This window comes from Blastococcus sp. TBT05-19, from assembly GCF_003319095.1.
In the GTDB taxonomy this organism is placed as follows: Bacteria; Actinomycetota; Actinomycetes; order Mycobacteriales; family Geodermatophilaceae; genus Blastococcus.
Genome location: NZ_QOHI01000001.1, coordinates 1059123 through 1081995, shown reverse-complemented (window position 1 = coordinate 1081995; position 22873 = coordinate 1059123). Strand labels below are relative to the sequence as shown.

Annotated in this window: 22 protein-coding genes; 8 read left to right on the top strand and 14 right to left on the bottom strand. The window is 71.3% G+C overall.

The genetic code is table 11. The annotated features are described in order from the left end of the window. Positions 1-44: 44 nt before the first annotated feature. On the bottom strand, positions 45-467 hold the full coding sequence (locus DQ244_RS05310) for a MarR family transcriptional regulator (protein ID WP_113810331.1): 423 nt from the start codon (positions 465-467) through the stop codon (positions 45-47). Positions 468-496: 29 nt separating this feature from the next. Then, positions 497-1063 carry a DUF5655 domain-containing protein gene (locus DQ244_RS05305; protein ID WP_199580196.1) on the bottom strand — a complete coding sequence of 189 codons (567 nt, stop codon included), beginning with the start codon at positions 1061-1063 and terminating at the stop codon, positions 497-499. A gap of 65 nt (positions 1064-1128) precedes the next feature. Here DQ244_RS05305 and DQ244_RS05300 point away from each other — a divergent pair, with 65 nt between their 5' ends. Then, positions 1129-2373, top strand: coding sequence for a GNAT family N-acetyltransferase (locus DQ244_RS05300; RefSeq protein ID WP_113810329.1), 1245 nt, complete (start codon positions 1129-1131; stop codon positions 2371-2373). Positions 2374-2377: 4 nt separating this feature from the next. Here DQ244_RS05300 and DQ244_RS05295 read toward each other — a convergent pair whose 3' ends face one another. After that, positions 2378-2869: a ribose-5-phosphate isomerase gene (locus DQ244_RS05295; protein ID WP_113810328.1), complete on the bottom strand. Its 492-nt coding sequence runs from the start codon at positions 2867-2869 to the stop codon at positions 2378-2380. A 26-nt stretch (positions 2870-2895) separates the two neighbouring features. Here DQ244_RS05295 and DQ244_RS05290 point away from each other — a divergent pair, with 26 nt between their 5' ends. Further along, on the top strand, positions 2896-3573 hold the full coding sequence (locus DQ244_RS05290; protein ID WP_113810327.1) for a DUF429 domain-containing protein: 678 nt from the start codon (positions 2896-2898) through the stop codon (positions 3571-3573). Here DQ244_RS05290 and DQ244_RS05285 read toward each other — a convergent pair whose 3' ends face one another. Next, entirely contained in the window at positions 3574-4335 is a 762-nt protein-coding gene (locus DQ244_RS05285; RefSeq protein WP_113810326.1) for an SDR family oxidoreductase, read from the bottom strand. 94 nt (positions 4336-4429) lie between these two features. Then, on the bottom strand, positions 4430-5089 hold the full coding sequence (locus DQ244_RS05280) for a DsbA family protein (protein WP_113810325.1): 660 nt from the start codon (positions 5087-5089) through the stop codon (positions 4430-4432). A gap of 128 nt (positions 5090-5217) precedes the next feature. On the opposite strand from DQ244_RS05280, the gene pepN reads away from it, so the two are divergent. Beyond that, positions 5218-7779 (top strand): aminopeptidase N, encoded by a 2562-nt coding sequence (gene pepN, locus DQ244_RS05275; RefSeq protein ID WP_113810324.1) that lies wholly within the window; start codon positions 5218-5220, stop codon positions 7777-7779. Between the two features lie 108 nt (positions 7780-7887). Here the strand turns inward: pepN and DQ244_RS05270 are convergent, their stop codons facing one another. The 6 genes from DQ244_RS05270 to DQ244_RS05245 form a co-directional block, all read right to left on the bottom strand. Then, positions 7888-8349, bottom strand: a complete 462-nt coding sequence (locus tag DQ244_RS05270) for a DUF5130 family protein (RefSeq protein ID WP_113810323.1) — start codon at positions 8347-8349, stop codon at positions 7888-7890. Positions 8350-8403: 54 nt separating this feature from the next. After that, positions 8404-8790 carry a hypothetical protein gene (locus tag DQ244_RS05265; protein ID WP_113810322.1) on the bottom strand — a complete coding sequence of 129 codons (387 nt, stop codon included), beginning with the start codon at positions 8788-8790 and terminating at the stop codon, positions 8404-8406. Between the two features lie 30 nt (positions 8791-8820). Next, positions 8821-10254, bottom strand: coding sequence for an amidase (locus DQ244_RS05260; RefSeq protein ID WP_113810321.1), 1434 nt, complete (start codon positions 10252-10254; stop codon positions 8821-8823). Between the two features lie 35 nt (positions 10255-10289). Further along, the gene (locus DQ244_RS05255; RefSeq protein ID WP_113810320.1) at positions 10290-10976 is read right to left on the bottom strand and encodes a class F sortase; all 687 of its coding nucleotides are present in this window, start codon (positions 10974-10976) and stop codon (positions 10290-10292) included. Positions 10977-10979: 3 nt separating this feature from the next. Continuing rightward, the gene (locus DQ244_RS05250; protein ID WP_113810319.1) at positions 10980-12113 is read right to left on the bottom strand and encodes a hypothetical protein; all 1134 of its coding nucleotides are present in this window, start codon (positions 12111-12113) and stop codon (positions 10980-10982) included. Positions 12114-12273: 160 nt separating this feature from the next. Further along, positions 12274-12585, bottom strand: a complete 312-nt coding sequence (locus DQ244_RS05245; RefSeq protein ID WP_199580194.1) for an HNH endonuclease — start codon at positions 12583-12585, stop codon at positions 12274-12276. Between the two features lie 108 nt (positions 12586-12693). On the opposite strand from DQ244_RS05245, the gene DQ244_RS05240 reads away from it, so the two are divergent. From DQ244_RS05240 to DQ244_RS05225, 4 genes are all read left to right on the top strand, one after another. Further along, a complete protein-coding gene (locus DQ244_RS05240) occupies positions 12694-13860 on the top strand; it encodes a tyrosine-type recombinase/integrase (protein WP_158544469.1) in 1167 nt (388 codons plus the stop codon). Continuing rightward, positions 13857-16373 carry a site-specific integrase gene (locus DQ244_RS05235; protein ID WP_113810317.1) on the top strand — a complete coding sequence of 839 codons (2517 nt, stop codon included), beginning with the start codon at positions 13857-13859 and terminating at the stop codon, positions 16371-16373. Before DQ244_RS05240 ends, DQ244_RS05235 begins: the two co-directional genes overlap by 4 nt. Beyond that, positions 16370-16945 carry a DUF6262 family protein gene (locus DQ244_RS05230; protein ID WP_113810316.1) on the top strand — a complete coding sequence of 192 codons (576 nt, stop codon included), beginning with the start codon at positions 16370-16372 and terminating at the stop codon, positions 16943-16945. Before DQ244_RS05235 ends, DQ244_RS05230 begins: the two co-directional genes overlap by 4 nt. A gap of 96 nt (positions 16946-17041) precedes the next feature. Further along, on the top strand, positions 17042-18412 hold the full coding sequence (locus DQ244_RS05225; RefSeq protein WP_147251471.1) for a hypothetical protein: 1371 nt from the start codon (positions 17042-17044) through the stop codon (positions 18410-18412). Between the two features lie 48 nt (positions 18413-18460). On the opposite strand, the gene DQ244_RS05220 is transcribed toward DQ244_RS05225, so the two are convergent. From DQ244_RS05220 to DQ244_RS19815, 3 genes are all read right to left on the bottom strand, one after another. After that, positions 18461-19081: a hypothetical protein gene (locus DQ244_RS05220; protein WP_147251470.1), complete on the bottom strand. Its 621-nt coding sequence runs from the start codon at positions 19079-19081 to the stop codon at positions 18461-18463. 469 nt (positions 19082-19550) lie between these two features. Beyond that, positions 19551-20072: an HNH endonuclease gene (locus DQ244_RS05215; RefSeq protein ID WP_113810675.1), complete on the bottom strand. Its 522-nt coding sequence runs from the start codon at positions 20070-20072 to the stop codon at positions 19551-19553. Beyond that, the gene (locus tag DQ244_RS19815) at positions 20069-20626 is read right to left on the bottom strand and encodes an HNH endonuclease (protein ID WP_233491180.1); all 558 of its coding nucleotides are present in this window, start codon (positions 20624-20626) and stop codon (positions 20069-20071) included. The genes DQ244_RS05215 and DQ244_RS19815 overlap by 4 nt, the downstream gene beginning before the upstream one ends. A 143-nt stretch (positions 20627-20769) precedes the next feature. Between DQ244_RS19815 and DQ244_RS05205 the strand changes: the two genes are divergently transcribed. Then, complete coding sequence (locus DQ244_RS05205) at positions 20770-22839, top strand: prolyl oligopeptidase family protein (RefSeq protein WP_113810313.1); 2070 nt, start codon at positions 20770-20772, stop codon at positions 22837-22839. Positions 22840-22873: the final 34 nt, after the last annotated feature.

Genomic DNA, 22873 nt, shown 5'->3' with positions numbered 1-22873 from the left:
CCTGGGAAACGTCCGACCCTAGCGAGCGGAGGAGCGCGATCCGCTCAGCGGCGGCCGAGCGCGCGCTCGACGTTCTCCACCATGCGGTTGAGCACGAGGATCGTGCGCTCGTACTCCTGCCGGGACAGCCCGTCGGCGACGTGCCGGCGGATCCGCCCCACGGCGCGCTCCACCCGGTCGTGCGCGAGGGCGCCGTCGGCGGTCAGCGTCACCCCGCCGTGCCCCGACACCACCCAGCCCCGGCCGATCAGGTCGGCGACCACCACCGCGAGGTCACCGGGGCTCCCGAAGTCCTGCAGGGCGGCGTGCAGCGCGGGATCCCGGACCGGTCCCTCCGCCAGCGAGTGCAGCACCTGCCAGTGCCGGCGGCTCAGCTTCTCCCCCTCGACGACGGCGTCGACTGCCTCGTCCAGCAGGGTGTCCAGCCGTTTCACCCACCAGCCGATCGGCCGCTGCTCCGGGTCCATCGGCGCACCATGTCACAGGGCGGCGGGCCTCAGAGGTTCTCGCGGTACGCCTCCGCCAGCAGATCGCGCACCTCGTCGTCGACGTCGTCCACCGAGGTCAGGGCCACCCGGACGGCGCAGTCGCGGTTGCCGACGCTGCGCGCGGGCAGCAGCCGGCCGCCCGGCTCCCGGTCCTCGAGCCGCAGCCCGAGGTCGACCCGGCCCTTCGTGGAGGCCTGGAGGACGGCGAAGGTTCGCCGGGGTCCGACCAGCGGCACGTACCCCTTGCGCGCCTGCACGTGCACCTCGCCGAGCGCCAGGGCGGCCGCGACGACGGTGTCGTACACCGGGCGCAGGGCCGGACGGTCGGCGTACTGGGCGTCGACCAGCTCGTCGGCGGAGGCGGTGAGGAAGTCGGGGTAACCGAAGCGCTCCATCACCAGCATCATCTGCGCGTAGCCGTTGATCCCCTGCTCGGCGAGCCAGGCCCGTAGCTCCGGTTCCGTCTCCAGGCCGGTGCCCCGCACCCGCTCGTTCCAGGTCGCGACGTCGTCGCCGGTGGTGGCCCGGAGCCGTTCGGCGATCCCGGTCATCATCTCCGCCCAGCTGCGCGTCATGGCCGTCATCCTGGCGCACCTATATCGGCTGGCCGCCCGTCGGACCCGGCAGGTAGACACAGGACGTGGCCGACGACGTCTCCTCCCAGCTGCGCCCGTTCACCGTCGACGAGTGGCCGGCGGTCAGCCGGGCCATGAGCTCGGTGTTCGGCAACGATCCCGACGGGCCCTTCCAGGACGAGCCGTCGCCGGTCGCCGAGCTGGACCGCTCCCTGGGCATGGTCGAGGACGGCCGGGTGGTGGCGACGTCGGGCATCTACAGCATGCAGCTGACCGTGCCCGGCGCCGTGGTGCCGATGGCCGGGGTCACCTGGGTGACGGTCGCCCCCACCCACCGGCGGCGCGGGATCCTCACCGCGATCATGCGGCGGCAGCTCACCGAGCTGCACGAGCAGGGGCGGGAGCCGGTCGCCGCGCTCTGGGCGGCCGAGGCCTCGATCTACGGCCGCTTCGGCTACGCCACCGCGAGCCGGAAGGGCGGCTGGAGCGGGCAGCTCGAACGGCTCCGGCTGCGCGACGACGTCGACACCGGCAGCGGGCGGGTGCGCATGGTCGAGCAGGACGAGTTCCGCGCGCCGGCGGCGGCCGTGCACGAGGCCGTGCGCCGCTTCGTGCCGGGCAACACCGCTCGCGACGCGCGCTGGTGGGACCGCGCGCTGCTGGACCTCCCCGAGCGGCGGCGCGGCGCGACCGCCCGCCGGTTCGCGCTGCACACCGAGGCCGACGGCTCGGTCACCGGCTACGCCACGTACCGGGTGAAGGCGACGTGGACCGACGCCGGCGAGCCCGACGGCACCCTCACCGTGGAGGACGTGCGGGCCACCACCCCGGCCGCCTACGCCTCGCTGTGGCAGTTCCTCCTGGCCCACGACCTGATGCGCACCGTCGAAGCACCCGGCTTCTCGCCGGAGGACCCGCTGCCCCACCTCCTGCGCGACCCCCGGGCACTGCACGCCCGGCCGGTCGACGCGCTGTGGGTGCGGCTGGTCGACGTCGACCGGGCGCTCGCCGCGCGCCGCTACCCCGCCCCGATCGACCTGGTGCTCGAGGTGCGCGACCCGTTCTGCCCGTGGAACGACGGGCGCTGGCGGCTCTCCGGGCACCCCGCCGGCGGCTACTGCGGGCGGACCGACAGCGACCCCGACCTCGTGCTGGACATCGAGGCGCTCTCGGCGGCCTATCTGGGCGGGGTCTCGCTGGCCACGCTGCAGGGCGCCGGCCGGGTCACCGAGGTGAGCCCAGGTGCGGTCACGCTGGCCAGCACCGCGTTCGGCTGGCCGGTCGGGCCGTCAGCCTCCGAGGACTTCTGACGCGTCAGGGGTGGTCGGTGCGGGTGGGCAGCCCGCCGGCCGGGCGGTGGCGGTCGCGCTCGTAGTCCGCGATCAGCCCGATCCGCCGCACGTGCCGCTCGTCGTCGCTGAACGGCGTCGCGAGGAACTCGAGCACGAGCTGGGCCGCCTCGTCGTCGCTGTGCTGCCGGGCACCGATGGAGACGACGTTGGCATCGTTGTGCTGACGGGCCAGCTGGGCGGTGGCGGTGTTCCAGACGAGGGCGGCGCGGACGCCGGGCACCTTGTTGGCGGCCATCTGCTCGCCGTTGCCGGAGCCGCCGATGACGACGCCGAGCGACCCGGGCTCGGTCACGACCCGCTCGCCGACCTCGAAGCAGAACGGCGGGTAGTCGTCCTGCGCGTCGTACTCGAAGGCGCCGCAGTCGACCGGGTCGTGCCCGGCGTCGGCCAGCACCTTCTTCAGGTGCTCCTTGAACTCCAGGCCCGCGTGGTCGGTACCGATGAAGACGCGCATGACGGCGAGTCTGTCAGGCTCCCGGGGTGGCGGTGCTGGGGGTCGACGGCTGGCGCAACCGCTGGGTGGGTGCGCGACTGGAGGGCCGGTCGGTCCAGCTCCTGGTCCTGGAGGACGTCACCGCCGTCCTCGCCGTACCGGACGTCGAGCTGGTCGCGATCGACATGCCCATCGGGCTGTCGGACGACGGCGTGCGCGCCTGTGACGTGGTCGCAGCGAAGACGCTGGCGAAGCTGGGCGCCGCCGGCTCCGTGTTCCAGACACCGGTTCGCGCCGTGCTCGCCACCGACGACTACGCGACCGCCCGGGACATCTCCCGGGCGCACACCGATCCGCCACGGGCCCCGTCCGCCCAGGCGTTCCAGCTGGTCAGGGCGATACGCCAGCTCGACGACGCCCTCGGGGACCCGCCCGACGAACGGATCGTCGAGGTGCACCCGGAGTTGGCCTTCCGCGCCCTGTCGGGCGAGGTCAGGGACCGCAAGGGGTCGGCCCGCGGAACCGTCCAGCGGCTTCGTGCGCTGCGGTCGGTGATGGACGTCGAGGAGGCGCTGGTCGAGGCACCGACCGGCGTCCCGGTGATCGATGCGCTGGACGCGTGCGCCGCCGCGTGGTCGGCAGCCCGGCTGGCCAGAGGTGAGGGCGAGTCCGTCGGCGACGACGTCCGCGACGCCCGCGGCCGGCCGATGCGGATCTCCTGGTGACTAGGAGCCGGTGAGCTTCCGGACGACCGACAGCGGGAGGACGCGGAGTAGTCCGGCGACCGGCCGCCACGGGACCCCCGGCACGTAGCCGCGCACGGGCTCCCGCTCGATGGTCTCGGTGAGCGCCTTCACGCCCTTGTCCAGGCCCACGGTGAGCGGGCCGCGGCGCCCGACGTTGATGTCGGTGGCGATGTACCCGGGAAGGATCGAGGTGACGACGATCTGCGAGCCGTAGACGTCGGAGCGGATGCCCTCGGCCAGCGAGTTGAGCGCCGCCTTGCTCGCGCCGTACGCCGTCCGGGTGCCCGGCATGCCGCGCACCGAGGCGACCGAGGAGATCAGCACGAGGTGCCCCATCCCCTGGGCGCGGAACAGCTCCATGGCCGCCTCGCACTGGGCGTGCGAGCCGAGCACGTTGGTGACCAGGACGGCGCGGTTGGCGGCAGCCTCGCCGGTGCCGATCGAGCCGCCCTTGCCGATCCCGGCGTTGACGATCACCCGGTCGAGCCCGCCGAGCCGGTCGGCCAGCTCGGGCAGCACGGTGGCGACGGACGCGGGGTCGTCGACGTCCATCGCGGCCACCTCGACCCGGATCCCCGGGTGCGCGGCGAGGAGCTCCTCGCGCAGGCTCTCCAGCCGGTCGAGGCGGCGGGCGCAGAGGGCGAGGTCGCGGCCCATGGCGGCGAACCGGCGGGCCATGCCCTCGCCGAGGCCCGCGCTGGCGCCGGAGATGAAGATGCGCTGACGAGTGGGGTGCGGCACGCCGACAGCATGCCGCCCCCACCGTGACCGTCTGGAACGGCCCCGCTGCAGGGGCCCGCCGCGAGCTCGCGAGCGGCGGGGGGCAGCGGGGTCCTTACCGGGTGAGCTCCAGGGCGTCGGCGGGCACCGAGGACATGTCCGGGCCGGTGCTGCGGGTGCGCTTGAGCTCCCAGAAGTCCGGCAGGTTGGCCAGCAGGACGGCGCCGTCGAAGGCCTTGCCGGCGTCCTCACCCGTCGGCACCTTGCTGATGACCGGACCGAAGAAGGCCACGCCGTCGATGTGCATGACGGGGGTGCCGACGTCGTCACCGACCGGGTCCATGCCGGCGTGGTGGCTCTTCTCCAGCGCCTCGTCGTACTCGGTGGACTCCGCAGCGGCGGCGAGCTCGGCCGGCAGGCCGACGCGCTCGAGCGCCGGCGCGATCAGCTCGTCCAGCTCCAGCTCCTCGTGGTGCCGGAGCGTGCCCATCGCGGTGTAGAGGTCGCCGAGCACCTCGTCGCCGTGCTGCTGGGCGGCGGCGACGGCCACGCGAACCGGGCCGATCGCCTTCTTCATCATCTCCTGGTACTCCTCCGGCAGGTCCCGCCCGCGGTTGAGCACCGCGAGCGACATGACGTGCCAGTGGAGGTCGATCTCGCGGACCTTGGCCGCCTCGAGCACCCAGCGGCTGGTCAGCCAGGCCCACGGGCACAGCGGGTCGAACCAGAAGTCCACCCGGGCCTTCGTGGGGGCGCTCTGCACTGCCTCGGTCATCCGTACTCCTCTTCCCGTGGCCGGGCAGGTGGTCGCCCGACGCCGTCTGGTCGCTGGCAAGGCCCGGCGCACGCCCGTTGTTCCCGTGCGCTGCGCGGGCTGTCGCCACCGCGTGGAAAGCTGCGGGAGTGGCCGTACCCAACCTGACCCGCACCGACGCTGCCGCCCGCGCGGAGCTGCTCGCCGTCCAGAGCTACGACATCTCCCTCGACGTGACCGACGGGGCCGGGCGCCCCGGGGAGCACACCTTCCGGTCGACGACGACGGTCGAGTTCACCAGCCGCCGGGCCGGCGCGGACACCTTCATCGACCTCGTCGCCGAGAACGTGCTGTCGGCGACCCTCAACGGCACCGAGCTCGACGTGAGCACGTACACCGAGGAGGGCGGCCTGCCGCTGCCCGGCCTGGCCGAGGAGAACACGCTCGTGGTGACGGCGGACTGCCGGTACTCCAACAGCGGCGAGGGCCTGCACCGCTTCCTCGACCCGGTCGACGGCCAGGTGTACCTGTACACCCAGTTCGAGCCGGCCGACGCCAAGCGCATGTTCACCTGCTTCGACCAGCCCGACCTCAAGGGCACGTTCACGATGCACGTGACGGCCCCGTTCGACTGGCAGGTCGTCTCCAACACCGGTGACCGCACGATCGAGGCCGGTGAGGGCGGCTCCCAGCTGGTCCACTTCGTGCCGACCAAGCGGATCTCCACCTACCTGGTGGCGCTGATCGCCGGGCCGTACGCCCGCGTCACCGACCTGCACGAGGGCATCCCGCTGGGCCTGTACTGCCGCGCGTCGCTGGCGGAGTTCCTCGACCCCGAGGAGATCTTCGCGATCACCAAGCAGGGCTTCGACTTCTACCACCGGGTCTTCGACTACCCGTACCCGTTCGACAAGTACGACCAGCTCTTCGTGCCCGAGTTCAACGCCGGGGCCATGGAGAACGCCGGTGCGGTGACGTTCCTCGAGGACTACGTCTTCCGCTCGAAGGTCAGCCGCGCCCGGTACGAGCGGCGCGCCGAGACGATCCTGCACGAGCTGGGCCACATGTGGTTCGGCAACCTGGTGACCATGCGCTGGTGGGACGACCTGTGGCTCAACGAGTCCTTCGCCACCTACATCAGCACGCTGTGCCAGGCCGAGGCCACCGAGTTCACGACCGCGTGGACGACGTTCGCCAACGCGGAGAAGTCCTGGGCGTACGCGCAGGACCAGCTCCCGTCCACGCACCCGATCGCCGCCGACATCCCCGACGTCGAGGCGGTCACGGTCAACTTCGACGGCATCACCTACGCCAAGGGCGCCTCGGTGCTCAAGCAGCTGGTGGCCTACGTCGGCCGGGACGAGTTCCTCGCCGGGGTGCGGCGGTACTTCCGCAAGCACGAGTACGGCAACACCACGCTGGCCGACCTGCTGGCCCCCCTCTCGGAGAGCTCGGGGCGCGACCTGACCGAGTGGGTCGAGCAGTGGCTCAGGACCAGCCAGGTGAACACCCTGCGCCCGATCTTCGAACTCACCGACGACGGCCGCTACGCGAGCTTCGCCATCGAGCAGACCGCCGTCGCCGAGCACCCGGTGCTGCGCAACCACCGGCTCGCCGTGGGTCTCTACAGCGAGGGTCCCGAGGGGCTGACCCGCAGCCACCGCGTGGAGCTGGACGTCGCCGGAGCCCGCACCGAGGTGCCCGAGCTGGCCGGTCACCCCGCGGCCGACCTGGTGCTGGTCAACGACGACGACCTGACCTACGCCAAGCTGCGCCTGGACGAGCGGTCGCTGGCCACCCTCCGCGCCCGCATCGGCTCCATGCCCGACTCGCTGGCCCGCGCGCTGTGCTGGTCGGCCGCCTGGGACATGACCCGCGACGCCGAGCTGCCCGCCCGCGACTGGGTGGAGCTGGTGCTGGCCGGGATCGGCACCGAGACCGAGAGCAGCGTCATCCAGTCCCTGCTGGCCCGGACGCAGACCGCGCTGTCCAGCTTCGCCGACCCGGCGTGGGCGCCGACGGGCTGGACGCAGCTGGCCGACCACGCGCTCGCCGCGCTCGAGTCGGCCCCGGCCGGCAGCGACCAGCAGCTGCTGTGGTCGCGCACCCTGGCCACCGCTGCCCGCAGCGACGAGCACGCCGCGGTGCTGCGGGGCCTGCTCGACGGCTCGCGCACGCTGGAGGGGCTGACCGTGGACGCCGACGCGCGCTGGGCCTTCCTGCACGGGCTGGTCGCCATCGGCGCGGCCGGCGACGCGGAGATCGACGCCGAGGCCGAGCGGGACGCCACGGCCACCGGGATCCGCCGGGCGGCCACCGCCCGGGCGCTGCGTCCCACGGCGGAGTCCAAGGAGGAGACCTGGCAGCGGGCCTTCACCGACGAGACGATCCCCAACGCCGTGCACGAGGCGATGCTCCAGGGCTTCTGGCACCACGCCCAGCGCGAGCTGACCGCCGGCTACGTCGACCGCTACTTCACCGACATCAGGCCGATGTGGGACCGCCGGCCGGGCGAGATCGCGAAGAACGCCGTCCAGTACCTGTTCCCGCCGGTGGTGGAGCCGCGCACCCTCGTGGCCGCGGACGCCTGGCTGTCCGACGGCGAGCAGCCCCCGGCCCTGCGCCGGCTGGTGTTCGAGGGCCGGGACGGGATCGCCCGCGCGCTGCGGGCCCGCGAGCGGGACGCCGACGCCGCTGCCGCGGAGGCCTAGCAGCAGGAACGACGAAGGCGCCGCACCCCGAGGGGTTCGGCGCCTTCGTCCGGCCCCCTGCAGGGGCCCGCGGCGAGCTAGCGAGCCGTGGGGGCAGGGGGTCCTTCGTCAGTGGCGCAGGGACGCCGGGTGGCCGGCCTGGTCCGAGAGCTGGCGCAGACCGTTGACGGTCCCCCCGACCAGGTCGCCGTTGGCGAACGAGCTGGTCATCGAGAGCACCGCCAGCGCGCACGCGCGGTCGGGCAGCCGGCGGGCGGCGGCCGCACCGGTGACGACCTCGACGACGCGCTGACCGGGCGAGATCGCGATCAGCACCGCGTCGGTCGGGTGGTCGCCGGAGCGGGCGTGCAGCTCCTCGGCGTGCAGCCGCGTGGGCGAGCGCAGCTCACCGACGTAGAGGGTGAAGCGCAGGCCGGTCTCCCGGGAGGACATGGTCAGCGCCTCGTCGAGGCGGGCCAGCTCCTTGTAGCTGAAGATCTTGTCGGCCGAGCCACCGCCCTCGTCGGTGCGGGCGGCGGCCGTCGTCTGCGTCGCGGTGTCGTGTGAGTCAACTTCGAGCGCTCGGGTCATCGCCGGTCTCCGGGGGTGTGCGTCAGGACGTCGGAAGGGGTCACCGGAGCACCGTCACCAGGTGCCGCGGGCGCCGCCGAGCGGGCCGGCAGGCTGAGGGGCGCGGACCGCGCCGCCGTGCGAGTGGCCGGCCGCGGGGCCCGCGCCGTGGCCGCTGTCGGTGCTGCGCTCCGCCGGCTGCTCCGGGTACACCGAGGAGCCGAGCGCCGCGGTGCCGCTGCTGCCGGGGACGGCGGCCGGGCCGTGCGCCGGGGCGGGCCCGTGACCACCGCCGGTGTGGGCGGGGTGCGGCTCGAACCAGACCGGTGCGTAGTCCCAGGCCTGACCCGGCTTGTAGCGCGGGCGCCGGTCGGCGCCGGGCTTGAGGGTCAGGAACGCGAGGACGACGACGATGGCCAGCGGGATGCCCGCGAACACGAGGAGGGCTTCGGCGACGTTCACGGGGGACAACTTACCGGTGACGTGCCCGGTTCACCGGCTCGCCGTCCAGACGGCGGGGCGGCGTCCCGCCCACGGCCGGGCGGCCTCCAGCTGGGCCGACAGCGCGATCAGCGTGGCCTCGTCCGCGGGCCGGCCCACGAGCATGGTCCCGATCGGCAGGTCGTCGGCGGTCCAGTGCAGCGGAACGCTGACCGCCGGCTGGCCGGTGACGTTGAACAGCGCGGTGAACGCGGCGTAGCGCTTCTGCCGCTCGAAGTCCGGGCCGCCCTCGCCGTCCTCGGTGAACCAGCCGATCGGCCGGGGCGTCATGGTGAGCACGGGCGCGAGCAGCACGTCGAAGCCTGCCGTCGCCCGCAGGAACTGCCGGGAGAACACCCGGAGCGCGAACATCGCCTCCATCGCGTCCCGGGCCGAGAGCGCGAGACCGCGGTCCTGCATCCAGCGGGTCAGCGGCTGCAGCCGGTCGGCCCGGCCGGCGGGCACCGGCAGCGTGGTCGCGCTCAGCGCCCACACCCGCTCGAAGGAGGGCAGCACCGCCGGGTCCAGGAGCCCGTGCGGCACGTCCTCGACGGTGTGCCCGAGCTGCTCCAGCAGGCGGCCGGCGTCGTCGAACGCCTCGGCGACCTCCGGTTCCAGCTCGGTGCCGGGCATGGCCGACTCGGTGTAGCGGCCGATCCGCAGCCGGCCCGGGTCGCGGTCGGCCCATCCGAGGAAGGTCTCCCCCGGCGGCAGCGGCGGCGCCCAGGACGGGTCGCCGATCTCCGGGCCGGCCATGGCGTCGAGCATCGCGGCCGCGTCGCGCACGGTGCGGGCCAGCGGCCCGCTGGTGCCCAGCCCGGTGACCTCGCTGCCGTAGGGCGCGTTGCTGATCCGGCCGCGGGTCGGCTTGATCCCGTACAGCCCGTTGACGCTGGCGGGGATGCGGATCGAGCCGCCGCCGTCGCTGCCCTGGGCGAACGGCACGAAGCCCGCCGCCACGGCGACCGCCGCTCCCCCGCTGGAGCCACCCGCCAGCCGCGAGGGGTCCCAGACGCAGCGGGCCGGCCCGACGAGGTCGTTGTCGGTGTAGCAGGGGAAGCCGAACTCCGGGGTGTTCGTCTTGCCCACGCTGATCGTCCCGGCCTCGGCCAGCCGGGTGACGACGGCGTCGTCGACCTGCGGCACGAAGTCGGCCAGCGCGGCGGAGCCGAACGTCGTCCGGACCCCGGCGGTGTTGTTCAGGTCCTTGATCGCGGTCGGGACGCCGAGCAGCGGTGGCAGCTCCCCGCCGGCCCGCACCCGGGCCTCCGCCTCGGCGGCCTGGGCCCGCGCGCGCTCGGGCGTGACGGTGAGGAAGCCGCCGAGCCCGGCGTCGTGCGCGTCGATCCGCGCCAGGGCGTGCTCGACCAGCTCGGTCGGGCTGACCTCCTTCGCGCGGACGGCGGCGGCCTGCTCGAGCGCGGTGAGGTCGTGCAGCTGCGACATGGCGCGGACGCTAGCGCCCGGTCGGTGCCGGTAGCTCAGGAGTGCGCGAACACCACCAGGTTCTCGGTGGTGTTCCGGCCGTCGGCCCGCTGGAAGCACGTGATGAGCACCAGCCTCCCGGGCACCGCCTCCCAGACGTCGGTGGCGTCGGCGAGCTCGCCCTTCGGCACCCGCTCGGTGCGGTCGACCGTATAGGTGACCGTGCCCTGCGGGGTCACCACCTCGACCGTGTCACCTGCGGCGACCGCGGCGCCCCGGTGGTCCGCGGTCAGGAGGGGATCGAACCCGTTGTCGCCGCGGCCCGCCGAGTGGGCGGCGATGTAGAGCGTGTTCTCCGCCTGGTCCGCCGAACCGACCGGCCGGCCGTAGGGCTCCAGCCAGTACGCGGCCGTCAGGGTGGGCGGGTCGACGACCCCCCGCTTCGGCTGCAGCGGGAGCACCGGTAGGTCCAGGTCGACCGACCCGATGCGCACGTGCACGTCCGACGACGGCGTCCGCAGCGCCACCGGCGTGGGCGACGGGGTGGCGGTGGGCCCGGCCGTGGGGGCCGGTGGAGCCGACGTGGGGGCGGCGGTCCCGCCGTCGTCGGCGACCACCGGGACGGCGTGCGCGGTCGCGTCGCCGTCGGCCAGCCCGACACCGATGAGCACGGCACCGCAGACGCCGAGCGCGGCGGCCCCGGAGAGGACCGCCGCGCGCGGACGGAGTGGCTTCAGCCGCACGGATCAGACCGCCGTCGTGTCCTGACGGCGCCGGAGCACCACGACGGTGGTGAGCCCGGCCAGCAGCACCATGCCGGCGCCCAGCGGGACGAGACCGGACGTGCCGCCGTCCTCGGTCGACTCACCCCAGCCGGTGTTGGACTTCAGGCCGCGGTTGGCGGCCGCGGACACCTGCAGCTCGACGCGGTCGAACGCGACGCGGCTCAGCGTGTCCGTGCCGTAGATGGTGGTGTCCAGACCGTTCGCCACGGTCAGCCGGTAGGTGCCGGCCGGCGTCTCGGCCGGGATCGTGAGCGTCACCGCGGAGCGGTCGGCGGCCACGGACGTGGCGCCGAACTGGGCCAGCTCCCCGTTGTGCGCACCGCTGCCGTCCAGGCCCTCGAGGGAGAACGTCGTCACCCCGAAGGTCCCGAAGCCGAGCGCGGCCAGCCGGGAGGTGGCCGGCACGGTCAGCGTGAGGGCCGAGCCGGCCGTCACGGGGACCGGCGGCGTGCACCGGGTGGCCGAGCCGACGGGGCAGCGCTCCTGGGCGCTCACCACGACCTGCGGCACGTGGTACTGGATGATCCCGCCCGAGCCGGCGAACTGCAGGTGGTAGGCCAGGGGGTCGATCATGGTGACCCCGGCGCCGGCCGTGGTGTCGAGGCCGGCGAAGACGAGCCGCCCGTTGGTCGGGTTCGCGGCGTCGTAGGCGGGCATGACGACCTCGTACTGCGTGACACCCGTGAACGGGCCGGCGCCGAGGTCGTTCACCACCAGCTGGTCGGCCGGCGGGGTGGCGGGGCGGGTCGAGTACGTGCGGGTCGGCACGGCGCCCATCGAGGGGCTGAGCTCGAGCTCGACGACCATCGCGCTGGCGTCGACGTCGGTGGGGAGCAGGAGCCGGGAGGTGGCACCCCACTGGTGGTGCATCGGCGTGACGGTGTCCGGAGCGGTCGACGGCGGCGCGGCGACCGGCAGCTTGCCGATGGTCTCCTGCGGGCGCAGGTGCACCTCCGCCGTGGGCGGCTCCAGCGGCAGGGTGCTGACCGGCGCCGCGGCGGCGGCCGGCGCCCACAGGGTGACTGCGGCGAACGCCGAGGCGGTGAGCGCACCGGCGCGGACGAGTCCCCGGCGGGTGGTGGAGCGAGCGGGCATCTGGCGGATCTCCTGGAGCTCACGGCGTCGTCGGTGCTACGCCGGCGAGTGGAAAGTAGGAGTTCCGCAACTGTTGTGCAGCGCTCACCGAGGCGAGTCGCCCGCAATGATGAGAAGCGGGCAGATCTCGACGTCGATCGTGACGGGATCGGCGTGTCATCTAGGCAGAAGCTGACGACGCGCGTGCCACCGGGACGGCATGCGACGACACCTCGCCTCGACGGCAGCGGAGGGCTCCCCGGGCAGCCCTCAGGCGCTGACGCTCTCCGGCATGCCGAGCCACTCCCGCCAACGCGGGTCGACCGTGCGCGCCCCCCAACAGCCGCCAGGCGGCGCCGCTCGGGGTGCGCGGCGGCTGCGGCAGCTTCCACCCGAGCTCGGCCAGCGAGCGGTCGGCCTTGGTGTGGTTGCACCGCCGGCAGGCGGCCACCACGTTGTCCCAGGTGTGCGTCCCGCCGCGGCTTATCTGCATACCTCCATCGATACTCGCTGCTCAGCCACGTGGCTAGCCCCTCACGACGCTCACGACACGCCGCCGATGAGCCGGGATCTGTCGGAGGCGGGACCTACGGTGCGCCCCATGCGCTACGAGGTCAGCAAGGCCATCTCCCCCCTGAACGGGCGCACCAACCTCGTCGTGATCGACGAGACCTTCGAACTGCACCCCGAGGCGAGCGCGTACCTGTCGGTGCTGGTCGACGGGCGCAAGCGGTCGATGAACACCGCACGGGCGTACGCGGGACGCGTGGCCGGGTTCTTGTCCTGGGCCGACCGCCACGGCATCGACTGGCGGACCATCTCGCTCACGCAGATGACGCAGTTCAAGCGGTGGCTCGAAGAGACACCGAAGACGATGACCGAGCCACCACGTGGAGTCGACCGCCGCCTCCTGGAACTGCGCAAGGGCACCACCGTCGGCGGCCACCTGACGGCGGTCTGCGGCTTCCTGCGCTTCTGCGCCACGCAAGGCTGGGTGGAGGAGCGGGTCGCTGACCAACTATCGGAGGAGCGCATCCTGCACCACACGCCGCCCAACTACGACCCCGGCGAGGACGGGCAGTGGCGGAAGGTGCGAGCCCGAGTCCTCAAGGTCTTCGAGGAGGAGCCGGAGATCGTCACCCTCACCGACGACCAGACCTGCGCGGTGATCGACGAGTGCGCCCACGCGCGCGATCGGTTCCTGGTCTACGGGCTACGCGCTACCGGCCTCCGGATCAGCGAGCAGTTGGGGCTGCGCCGCAGCGACATGCACTTGCTGCCGTCCTCGCGTCATCTGGGGTGCAAGTTCGACGGGGCACACATCCATGTCCTTCGTCGTGAGGACAACGACAACGGGGCTCTGGCGAAGGACCGGCGCGGACGACCGGTACCGGTCGAGCAGGAGTACGTCGACCTCTACCGCCAGTACCAGTACGAGCGTGACGCCGTCCCGCAGGCCCGCGACAGGGACCTCGTCTTCGTCAACCTGTTCCACGCGCCGCTGGGCCGTGGGATGACGTACCGGTCGACGAAGAACCTGTTCGAGAGGCTCAGCAAGCGGGTGGGCTTCACCGTGAAGCCGCACATGTTCCGCCACACGTTCGCCACCGCCTTGCTGGCGGACGGCGTCCCGGTCGATGTCGTGCAGGAACTCCTGGGACACGTGGCACTGTCCTCGACCGGCGTCTACCTGCACCCGGAGGCGCAGGCTATGAGGGATGCCGTCCAGGGCGTCTTCCAGTACCGCAGCACCGCTGGTGCCGCATGACGCGGGCGTCGCACCTCGCGCTGGTCCCCGAGGCACCGGATGCAGAGCACGATGCCGATCCGCGACTGACTGTCCTGCGCAGCCGCCTGGACTCGGGCTGGCGCGCCTCGCAGTGGGATGCCTCCAGGCACCTCCTCCGCGCCGACCCAGCGGACCGGCAGGCCGCCCTGAGTGCTTGCCGGGTCAGTGGCTGCGGGAAGACGACACGGTCCAGCCACGGCCTCTGCTCGGTCTGCCGCCGCCAGTTCGTGGCCAGCGGCAGTGACGACGTAGAGGCGTGGCTGCGTACCGCCGAACGCACGGGGAGGCAGCGCGGACTTCAAGGGCCGGACGACCTCCGGTGTGAGGTGACGCTCGACGAGGAGCAGTGCGAGCGAACCGCCGCCGGGAGCGATTCCCTGCTGTGCAACCTGCACGACGTGTCCTGGCGCGCCTTCCAGCGACGGGGCGGCACGGACCGCGCCGCGTGGATGGCCACAGTCACGCCCATGCCGCGGACGCCCGAGTGCCTCGTCAGTCCGTGCGCGTTGCAGTCCGAGACGCGCGGGCTCTGCCGGACGCACTACCGGCGGTGGTACGCGGCGGGCCAGCCCGCAGACATCGACGCGTGGGCGGCCGTCCAGGAACCGATCAATGACGGCGTGACGCTGTGGCTCGGCGGCCTGCCCGCGCTGGTCGTCAGCGAGATCCTCTACGTCCTCCAGAAGCGCGACGCCGAGGGCAACCGCTTCGACCTGGAGCCTGCTCGCACCATCGCCCGTGCCGTCCGCGAGACGGCGGTGGCGAGCCTCGTCGAGTTGCCCGGCTCCTTCTCCGGCTCGGCGCGCCCATGGTTCAAGTACGCGGTGGACACGCTGACCGTCCTCTACGCCGACGCTGAAGCCGAGCGGCGCAAGGACATCTGGGACCTGCGAGTGCTGAACCTCGCTGCGGGTCGCGAGACCGGGACCAAGCCCCTTCTCGTGGACTTCACCCCCATCCGTCAGCGATGGCTGCGCGACCTGGCGAAGCGGTGGATCGATACAGGAAGCGTCAACCGCGCTGACAACGTCCGCATCAGCATCACTGCGATCAGCCACCTCAGTGACGCCATCGCACTCGGTCCTGGAGCGCATGACGCGACCCTGCTGTCCCGGAGCGAGATCGACACGTTCATGGACTTGATCGGTGGCCTCACCCAGAACGATGGTGCCGCACTTAGTAACAGCACCAAGGGTCGATACGTCACCGCCGCGAAGTTGTTCCTCGCCCACGCGCGCAACGACGACTGGCTCGATCACGTCCCTAAAGGATTCGCCTTCAACGCCGACGATAAGTTCGATCGCAGCGAGGACTACGACGAGGACGACCTCGTCGGGCGGGCTGTCCCCGAACACGTCATCGCGCAGTTGGACAACTACGTCGGCCTGCTCGACATCGGGCGCGAGATCAGGCCACTCGGAATGGCGCTCTCCTGTCGACTCCGGCGACTCGCATACCGCCTTCTCCGCGATACCGGTCGCCGCGTCAGTGATCTGGCCGCACTGCGTCTCGACTGCACCGAGAAGAAGGACGACGGCTGGAATCTGGTCTACACGAACGTCAAGGCCCGGCGACGAGGACGACGCTTGCCCATCGACGAGGCCCTCGCCACAGAGATCAACGAGGTGGGAGGTCTCGTTGCCGCCGCCTTTCCGCACACCACGCGTGACCGCTTGTGGCTGTTCCCCCGCCCGGTCCGCAACCCCGACGGCAAGGTGCACATCGCAGCAAGCGGCCTAGCCGATTGGATCAGCCGTTGGGTCACTGCCATCCCTGAGAACGCCATACTCAACGACTACCCGGACGAGAAGGGGAGGGTGCAGCCCTTCGATCGCACGCTGATCTACCCGCACGCTTTCCGACACGCTTATGCACAGCGTCATGCAGACGCTGGAACGTCCGTCGACATTCTGCGGCAACTGATGGATCACCGATCGGTCGAGACGACGATGATCTACTACACGGTTTCGCAAGAGCGCCGTCGAGCCGCCGTCGAAACGGTGGCGTCGATGCGGCTGGACCGCACCGGCCAACGGGTCGGCGCGGTCAGCGTCCTCGCGTACGAGGTCCAGTCGGTGGCGGTGCCCTACGGAAACTGCCAGGAGCCGAGCAACGTCGCGGCAGGCGGCAAGGCATGCCCACTGCGGTTCCAGTGCGCTGGTTGTGCTCACTATCGACCGGACCCCTCGTTCCTCCCGGCCATCGAGGAGCACATTCACGAGTTGCTCCAGAACCGTGAGACCGCTATCGCCACCGGGGCTGCGGACTGGGTCATCGACGGGCTAGAGCAAGAGGTCGCCGCCTATCGGAACATCTCCGCCAAGATGCTCACCGACTTGGCCGACCTCAATGAGGATGAGCGCTCCGCAATCGAGCAGGCGAGCGTCATTCTCCGCCGTGCCCGCGCAGCCGCTGCCGCCGCCGATGTCGAAACTTCGCGTGGCCCCGTTCTCGTCCAGATCGGGCGTCGGCCGCCGGAGGAACCGGCGTGACGACCAGCAGCGATCTCCCTCTGGTACGAGCGCGGAAGCAGGTCAGTGCCGAGAAGCGACAGCGCGTCTTGGACGCGGTCCGCGACATGCAGGAAAGCGGAGTGCGAATCTCGTTCGCAGCCGTCGCCCGAAGCGCGCGAGTGTCCGAGGGCCTCGTACATGACCCCACATTGAAGAAGTCCATTGCGGAGGCGATGGCGAAGCAGGAAGCGGACGGGTTCGATCCTGATGCCTCTCGGGTCCCCGTGCGTTCCCGAGTCACAACGGACAGTCTCCGTCAAGACCTAGAACTGGCCAGAGCCGAGGTGCGTGATCTCCGCCGAGAGAACCGGGAACTGCGTAACCGGCTGCACCGCACCCTCGGGGCAGAGATGAACGCTCTGACACAGCAGGACTCATTGGCGCGCATCGACGACTTGGAGCGGCGGAATCGCGACCTGCTCGCGGAACTGGATGCCACGCAAGCGCAATGCCGGACCCTAGACCAGGAGAAGTCGACACTTGAGGAAGACCTCATGGCCTCCCGCGCCGCACACACCCGACTGATGCGTCAAGCCAACACCGCGAGGTAGCGACGCCACGCCGATCAACCATCAGGCGGCCATCCGACAACCCTGCTTGGATGGCTGACATCGGTTAGCGACGACGACGCAGCGCGGGGGAAGCACGTGAGCGATGAAGCGTTCGAGGTTCGTGGGCACTGGTGGCTTCCTGGCCGCGAAGACAAGGAAGTGCCAGGTTACCTGCGATTCGATCCCGAGACTGGCGGGACTCTCACGCTCATAGGGGCCCTGAGTGTCTGGACCGACTATGCCGAGCCAGAGGTGAGCGAGAATGGCGCGGTATCCCAGAGCCTCACACTGGATGTCCAAGAGCGATCCGGCACGTATCCCAGGATTTACGGCCGAGTTGAAGGTCGCCCTCTGACCCTGGAGGACTGTTTCCAAACACACGTTCGCGGCAACCTATTCGGGCCAGCCAACGAACAGATCGTGAGCGTCAACCGCGTCTTCAAGGACGTGTGGTGGGAGAAGGATGAAGAGCCCGAGGCGGACGCCATCAGCGTTGCCCTCGCCTACCTGAACGATTGGGTGATCGAGAAGTACATCGGCGAGACGATGTACACGACCGAAGACCAGAAACGCTGGAATAAGATCGAACTCAGCGTTGAGAACAAGCCCACGCGCAACGTGCAACTCACGGGAGGACTCACGCTCAGTCTTCCGTACCGGTTCGGCGCTACGGGGCGGCGAGAGACTGAGCGGTCCCTCTGGCAGGGTTACCGCTTACGCATCGGCGCTGACAGCGTCATGCCCATTGACGACCTCATTGACATCGCAAGTGACGCTCAAGACCTCCTCTCCATCGCCACCGGCCGCGACGCTGGGTTTCAGAATGTCAGCGGCTACCACCCCGACCTGGTGCGCGAGCGTCCAAATGGGGACGACATTCCAATGCCGTTTGAGGTCATCTCCCGTTGGAGCATTCGCGACCTCGCCAAGAAGCCCGACCAGATCGACCACCACGACTTGTACTTCACATTCGAAGATTTGGGCGGCGTAGACGGCTTGGCCAAGTGGATGACGGTGGCCGCGACCTACCGGAGCGCCCTAGGACGTGCCATGAGCACTCGGGCGACCGCAAACATGTTCGTTTCCGACAGGATGCTCAACTACACGGCAGCCTTGGAGGGATTCGATCGCACCAAGACCGGGAACTCCACGGATAAGTTGCCCACCAGGCTTCGGCGTTGCGGGGCACAAGCCGGTTCCCCATTCACGGAAATGGTGGGAAACGTGAACAAGTGGTCCAACGCGGTCGCCTATCACCGTAACGACATCGCTCATCATCTCGGACGACGACCACGAGGCGCGGAATCCGATCAATACTATCTCGGGCAGTCCGTGTACTGGGCCTTCGTGCTGCTGATGCTGCACGAGGCGGGTGCACCTCAAGCCGTCTTCGATCGGATCGCGCAGCACCAGACATTCGTGTACCTGAATCCCAAGGTGAAGGCTGTGGTCGACGCCCACACCTGAACCATCGGCGTAAGCCTGAACTCGCAGCCCGCCGGGGCGTTCGGCTTGTCAGGGCTTCAACCTGAGCGTGAGCATCTTGTCGCTGGAGAGCATGCCTGCGAACGGGTCATTCGAAGGCTCCACATCGAGCGCGACCTGGCCGCCGGGAGGCACGTTGACTTCGACTGCCGGACTTCCCGACCAGTCGATCCTGGCTGCCACCGTGTGCGGCCCCGCCGTGACCGTCGTCCGCAGCGTCTCCCCCCGCTTCACGGCACCGACTTTGCGGCCGTCGATGAGAATGCGGTAGCGCCGGTACACGGCGACGTAGTAGCCCTTCGGGCGTTCGACGATGATCTCTCCGGACGCCGGACCCAGTCCTGGTGGCGCGTATCCGGTTGCCTTCACCTGGGAATCCGCCGAGTCGGCAGAAGAGGCAGGCTCCAGTTCCACGGCGGCTGTCGCCTCGCGCTCCGCGTCTCGCTTCGCACGCAACCGCATCGGCTGGGTCACCAGGTAGTACGACAGGACCGAGAGAGCCGCCAGGCCGAGGAAGAAGCCACCCAGCACTGCGTCGCCGTAGTAGGCCCACCAGGCCACACCGAACGCAGCGCCGAAGACGGCGCAGCCGCCGTAGAGCAGCCCGTAGACACGCCGCCGCCTCATCCCGTCCGCCGCCCTGACATGCACCGCAACGTAATGAGCGCGCCAGCGCCACGCCGCTTGTGACCAGCCCTTCCACCGATCGGGCGACGGGGCGGATCGCTCCGCCCCGTCGCCAGTCGGAGTCTAGGGCGCCGCCAAAGCGTGACGTGGCGAAGTCACGATCCGATCAGGCGGACGCCCGTCGAGGCGCGACCCGGTACAGGGCCAGCAATCGATCCAGTTGCTGTTGCGTGAGGCCGACCTCGCGCGCGAGGTTCCTGCGCAGGCTCACTCGACGGTGGAACCGCTGGCGACAGGTGCCGCTACAGAACCGGCGCGCTCGCCCGGAGGAGCGTTCCCCGTGGGTCAACTCTGCGCCGCACTGATCGCCCCAGCCAAGTGGAGCGCTGGCCATCAGGAGTCATCCGCGCAAGTCACCAAGTCAGGATCGCAGGGGTCACCGACAGGTCCGCCCGACCGCACCCCGCCCACCCGGAGCGGGAGCGGTCCAACGTCAACTCGCGGCGCCCACCGCCCAGCCCTCGGGATCGAGGTACCGAGCCCAGGAGTCGTGAACGGCGGAAGCGCCCCGCAGCCTCAGCAGCCGGTCGCTGGGCATCGTCGGCTTCGTCGCCAACGCCCAGCCCAGTTCACTGAGGAGCCGATCGGCCTTCCGGTGATTGCAGCGTCGGCACGCCGCCACGACGTTCGTCCAGACGTGAAGTCCCCCTCGCGACCTGGGAACGACATGATCGACTGTGTCCGGTCGGCTCCCGCAGTAGACGCACACGTGCCCGTCTCGCTCGAACACCGCCTTCCTGTTCAACGGGACCGAACCTGCCTGGTGAGGAACGCGCACGTAGTACCGCAGGCGAACGACGCTGGGCACGGAGATCGTGAGTCGCTCGGAGTGGAGGACCCACTGCCCCTCCTCCAGGACGACTGCCTTCTCCGTGAGTACGAGGACGATGGCGCGCCTTTCGGCCACCGCTCCGAGGGGCTCGTATGAAGCGTTCAGCACCAAGGTCGTCGTCATCGAACGGCCCACCGTTCCGCCACCCTTGACCGCAGACCGGTCCGCGAGAGCCTTCGTCGTCCGTGCTGAGGAAGTCTCCTGTAATCCCTCAGCACGCAATCCTCGCCGGTGTCGTCGTGCAAGTCCTGAGAGGGGGTGAAGGCACTACAGATAACGCGGCTGCGCGGGACGACGTGGTCGATGCTCGTGGCCGACCCGCCGCAGTAGACGCAGGTCTGCGCGTCCCGGGTGAAGACCGCCCGGCGAGACAGCGGCACCGCCACCGGGTAGGGCACCCGCACGTAGCGGGTCAGCCGGGCGACGACGGGCACCGGCAGGCTGACGGTCTCGGCGTGCACCACGTCGCCGGTGACGTCGACCGACTCCGCCTTGGCGGCCAGGACGAGCACGATGGCCCGCCGGCTGGACACCACGCACAGCGGCTCGTAGGTCGCGTTGAGCAGCAGGGTGGCCGCGGTCGTGGCGGGCGAGGGCAGCGGGACGAGCGGCAGGACGGGGTCGCGACGCGGGCCTGGGTGACCCGCCGACGACGACCCGGGCGCGGAACGCGGCACGGATCACCTCCGGACGCCCCGGACCACCGGGTGCTGCGCGACCCGCGGGCAGCCCCATTCTGACCTGTCGGAGGCCCATCGGCGCAGTCGAATTCCCCCGCGGCACCGATCCCGTGTCAGGGGGCGCGACTAGCGTGCCGGGCATGCGCTACCCGGACGCCCCGCGCCTGGACCTCGTCGACGACCTGCACGGTCACCGCGTCGCGGATCCCTACCGCTGGCTCGAGGACCCCGCCGACCCCCGCACGCAGGAGTGGTCGGAGGCCCAGGACGCCCTGGCCGGCGAGGTGCTGTCCGCGCTCCCCCTGCGCGCGCGCTTCGCCGAGCGGCTGGAACAGCTGGTGCACGCCGGCGCCGTGGGTCTGCCGGTGTGGCGTGGTGAGCGCGCCTTCTCCACCCGTCGCGACCCGGGCCAGGAGCACGCGGTGCTGCGGGTGCGCGAGGCCGACGGCACGGTGCGCGTGCTCGTCGACCCGATGCAGCTGGACCCCGAGGGGACGACGACGCTCGACGCGTGGGCGCCGTCCTGGGAGGGCGACCGGCTGGCCTACCAGGTGAGCAGCGGTGGCGACGAGGAGTCGAACCTCTACGTCCTCGACGTCGCGACCGGGGAGGTGCTCGACGGCCCGGTCGACCGGTGCCGCTACTCCCCCGTGGGCTGGCTGCCCGGCGGTGACGAGCTCTTCTACGTGCGCCGCCTCGCCCCGGACCAGGTGCCCGCCGGCGAGGAGCAGTACCACCGCCGGGTGTGGCGCCACCGCGTCGGCGCCGATCCGGCCGACGACGTGCTCGTGCACGGGGAGGGTCTCGACCCCACGAACTACTACGGCGTCCGCACCAGCGCCGACGGCCGCTGGCTGATCGTCTCCGCCTCGGCCGGCACCGCCCCGCGCGACGACGTCTGGCTGGCCGACCTGGCCGGCGACGGCGCGCTGCGCGAGCTCCAGACCGGCGTCGACGCCCAGACCGCCGCGTGGGTCGCCCGGGACGGCCGGCTGTGGCTGATGAGCGACCGGGACGCCCCGCGCTGGCGGGTGGCGGTGGCCGACCCCGCCGACCCCGCGACGTGGGGGCCCGAGGCCTGGACCGACGTCGTCCCGCAGCAGGACGACGCCGTCCTCTCCGACCTGGCCCTCGTGGACGCCCCCGACGGCACGCTGCAGATGCTGGCCGTGCACGCCGTCGACGCGACCGACCGGTTGTCGCTGTGGGCCGGGGACGGCGGCGGACGGCTGGCCGACGTGCCCGCACCGGGTGCCGGCAGCATCACCGGCGTCAGCGCCCCGCACTCCGGCGGGACGACCGCCTGGGTCGGCTACACCGACTACGCCACCCCGCCCTCGGTGCTGCGCTGGGACTCCGCCGACCCCGCCGTGCTGACGGAGTGGGAGAAGGCGCCGGTCGCCAGCGAGGTGCCGGAGCTGACCGTCGTCGAGACGCACGCGACGTCGGCGGACGGCACGCCGGTGCACCTGTTCGTCCTGTCGGGCACGGGCGCCGCCGACCGCCCGCGCCCGACGGTCCTCTACGGCTACGGCGGCTTCAACGTCTCGCTGACGCCGGCCTACTCGCCGCAGGCGCTGTCCTGGGTGGCCGCCGGCGGCGTGTGGGTCGTCGCCAACCTGCGCGGCGGGTCCGAGCACGGTGAGGAGTGGCACCGCGCCGGCATGCGCGAGCGCAAGCAGAACGTGTTCGACGACTTCGCCGCCGCCGGGGAGCACCTGGTGGCGCAGGGCTGGACGACGCACGAGCAGCTCGCGGTCATGGGCGGGTCCAACGGCGGGCTGCTGGTCGGCGCCACCCTCACCCAGCGGCCCGATCTGGCCGCCGCCGTCGTCTGCAGCGCGCCGCTGCTGGACATGGTCCGGTACGAGCAGTTCGGCCTCGGCCGGACGTGGAACGACGAGTACGGCACGGCCGAGGACGCCGTCGAGCTGGGCTGGCTGCTGGGCTACTCGCCGTACCACGCGGTCCGCGAGGGCACGGCCTACCCGGCCACCCTGTTCACGACGTTCGAGTCCGACACCCGCGTCGACCCGCTGCACGGCCGCAAGCTCGCCGCGGCGCTGCAGCACGCCACCAGCTCCGAGGCGCCGATCGTGCTGCGGCGGGAGACCTCGGTGGGGCACGGCGCGCGGGCGGTGAGCAGGACCGTCGGGCTCTCCGCCGACCAGCTGGCCTTCCTCGCGGCGCACACCGGTCTCACCTCGTGAGATTGCGGAACGCCCCCGGCCGGACACGCGTCGG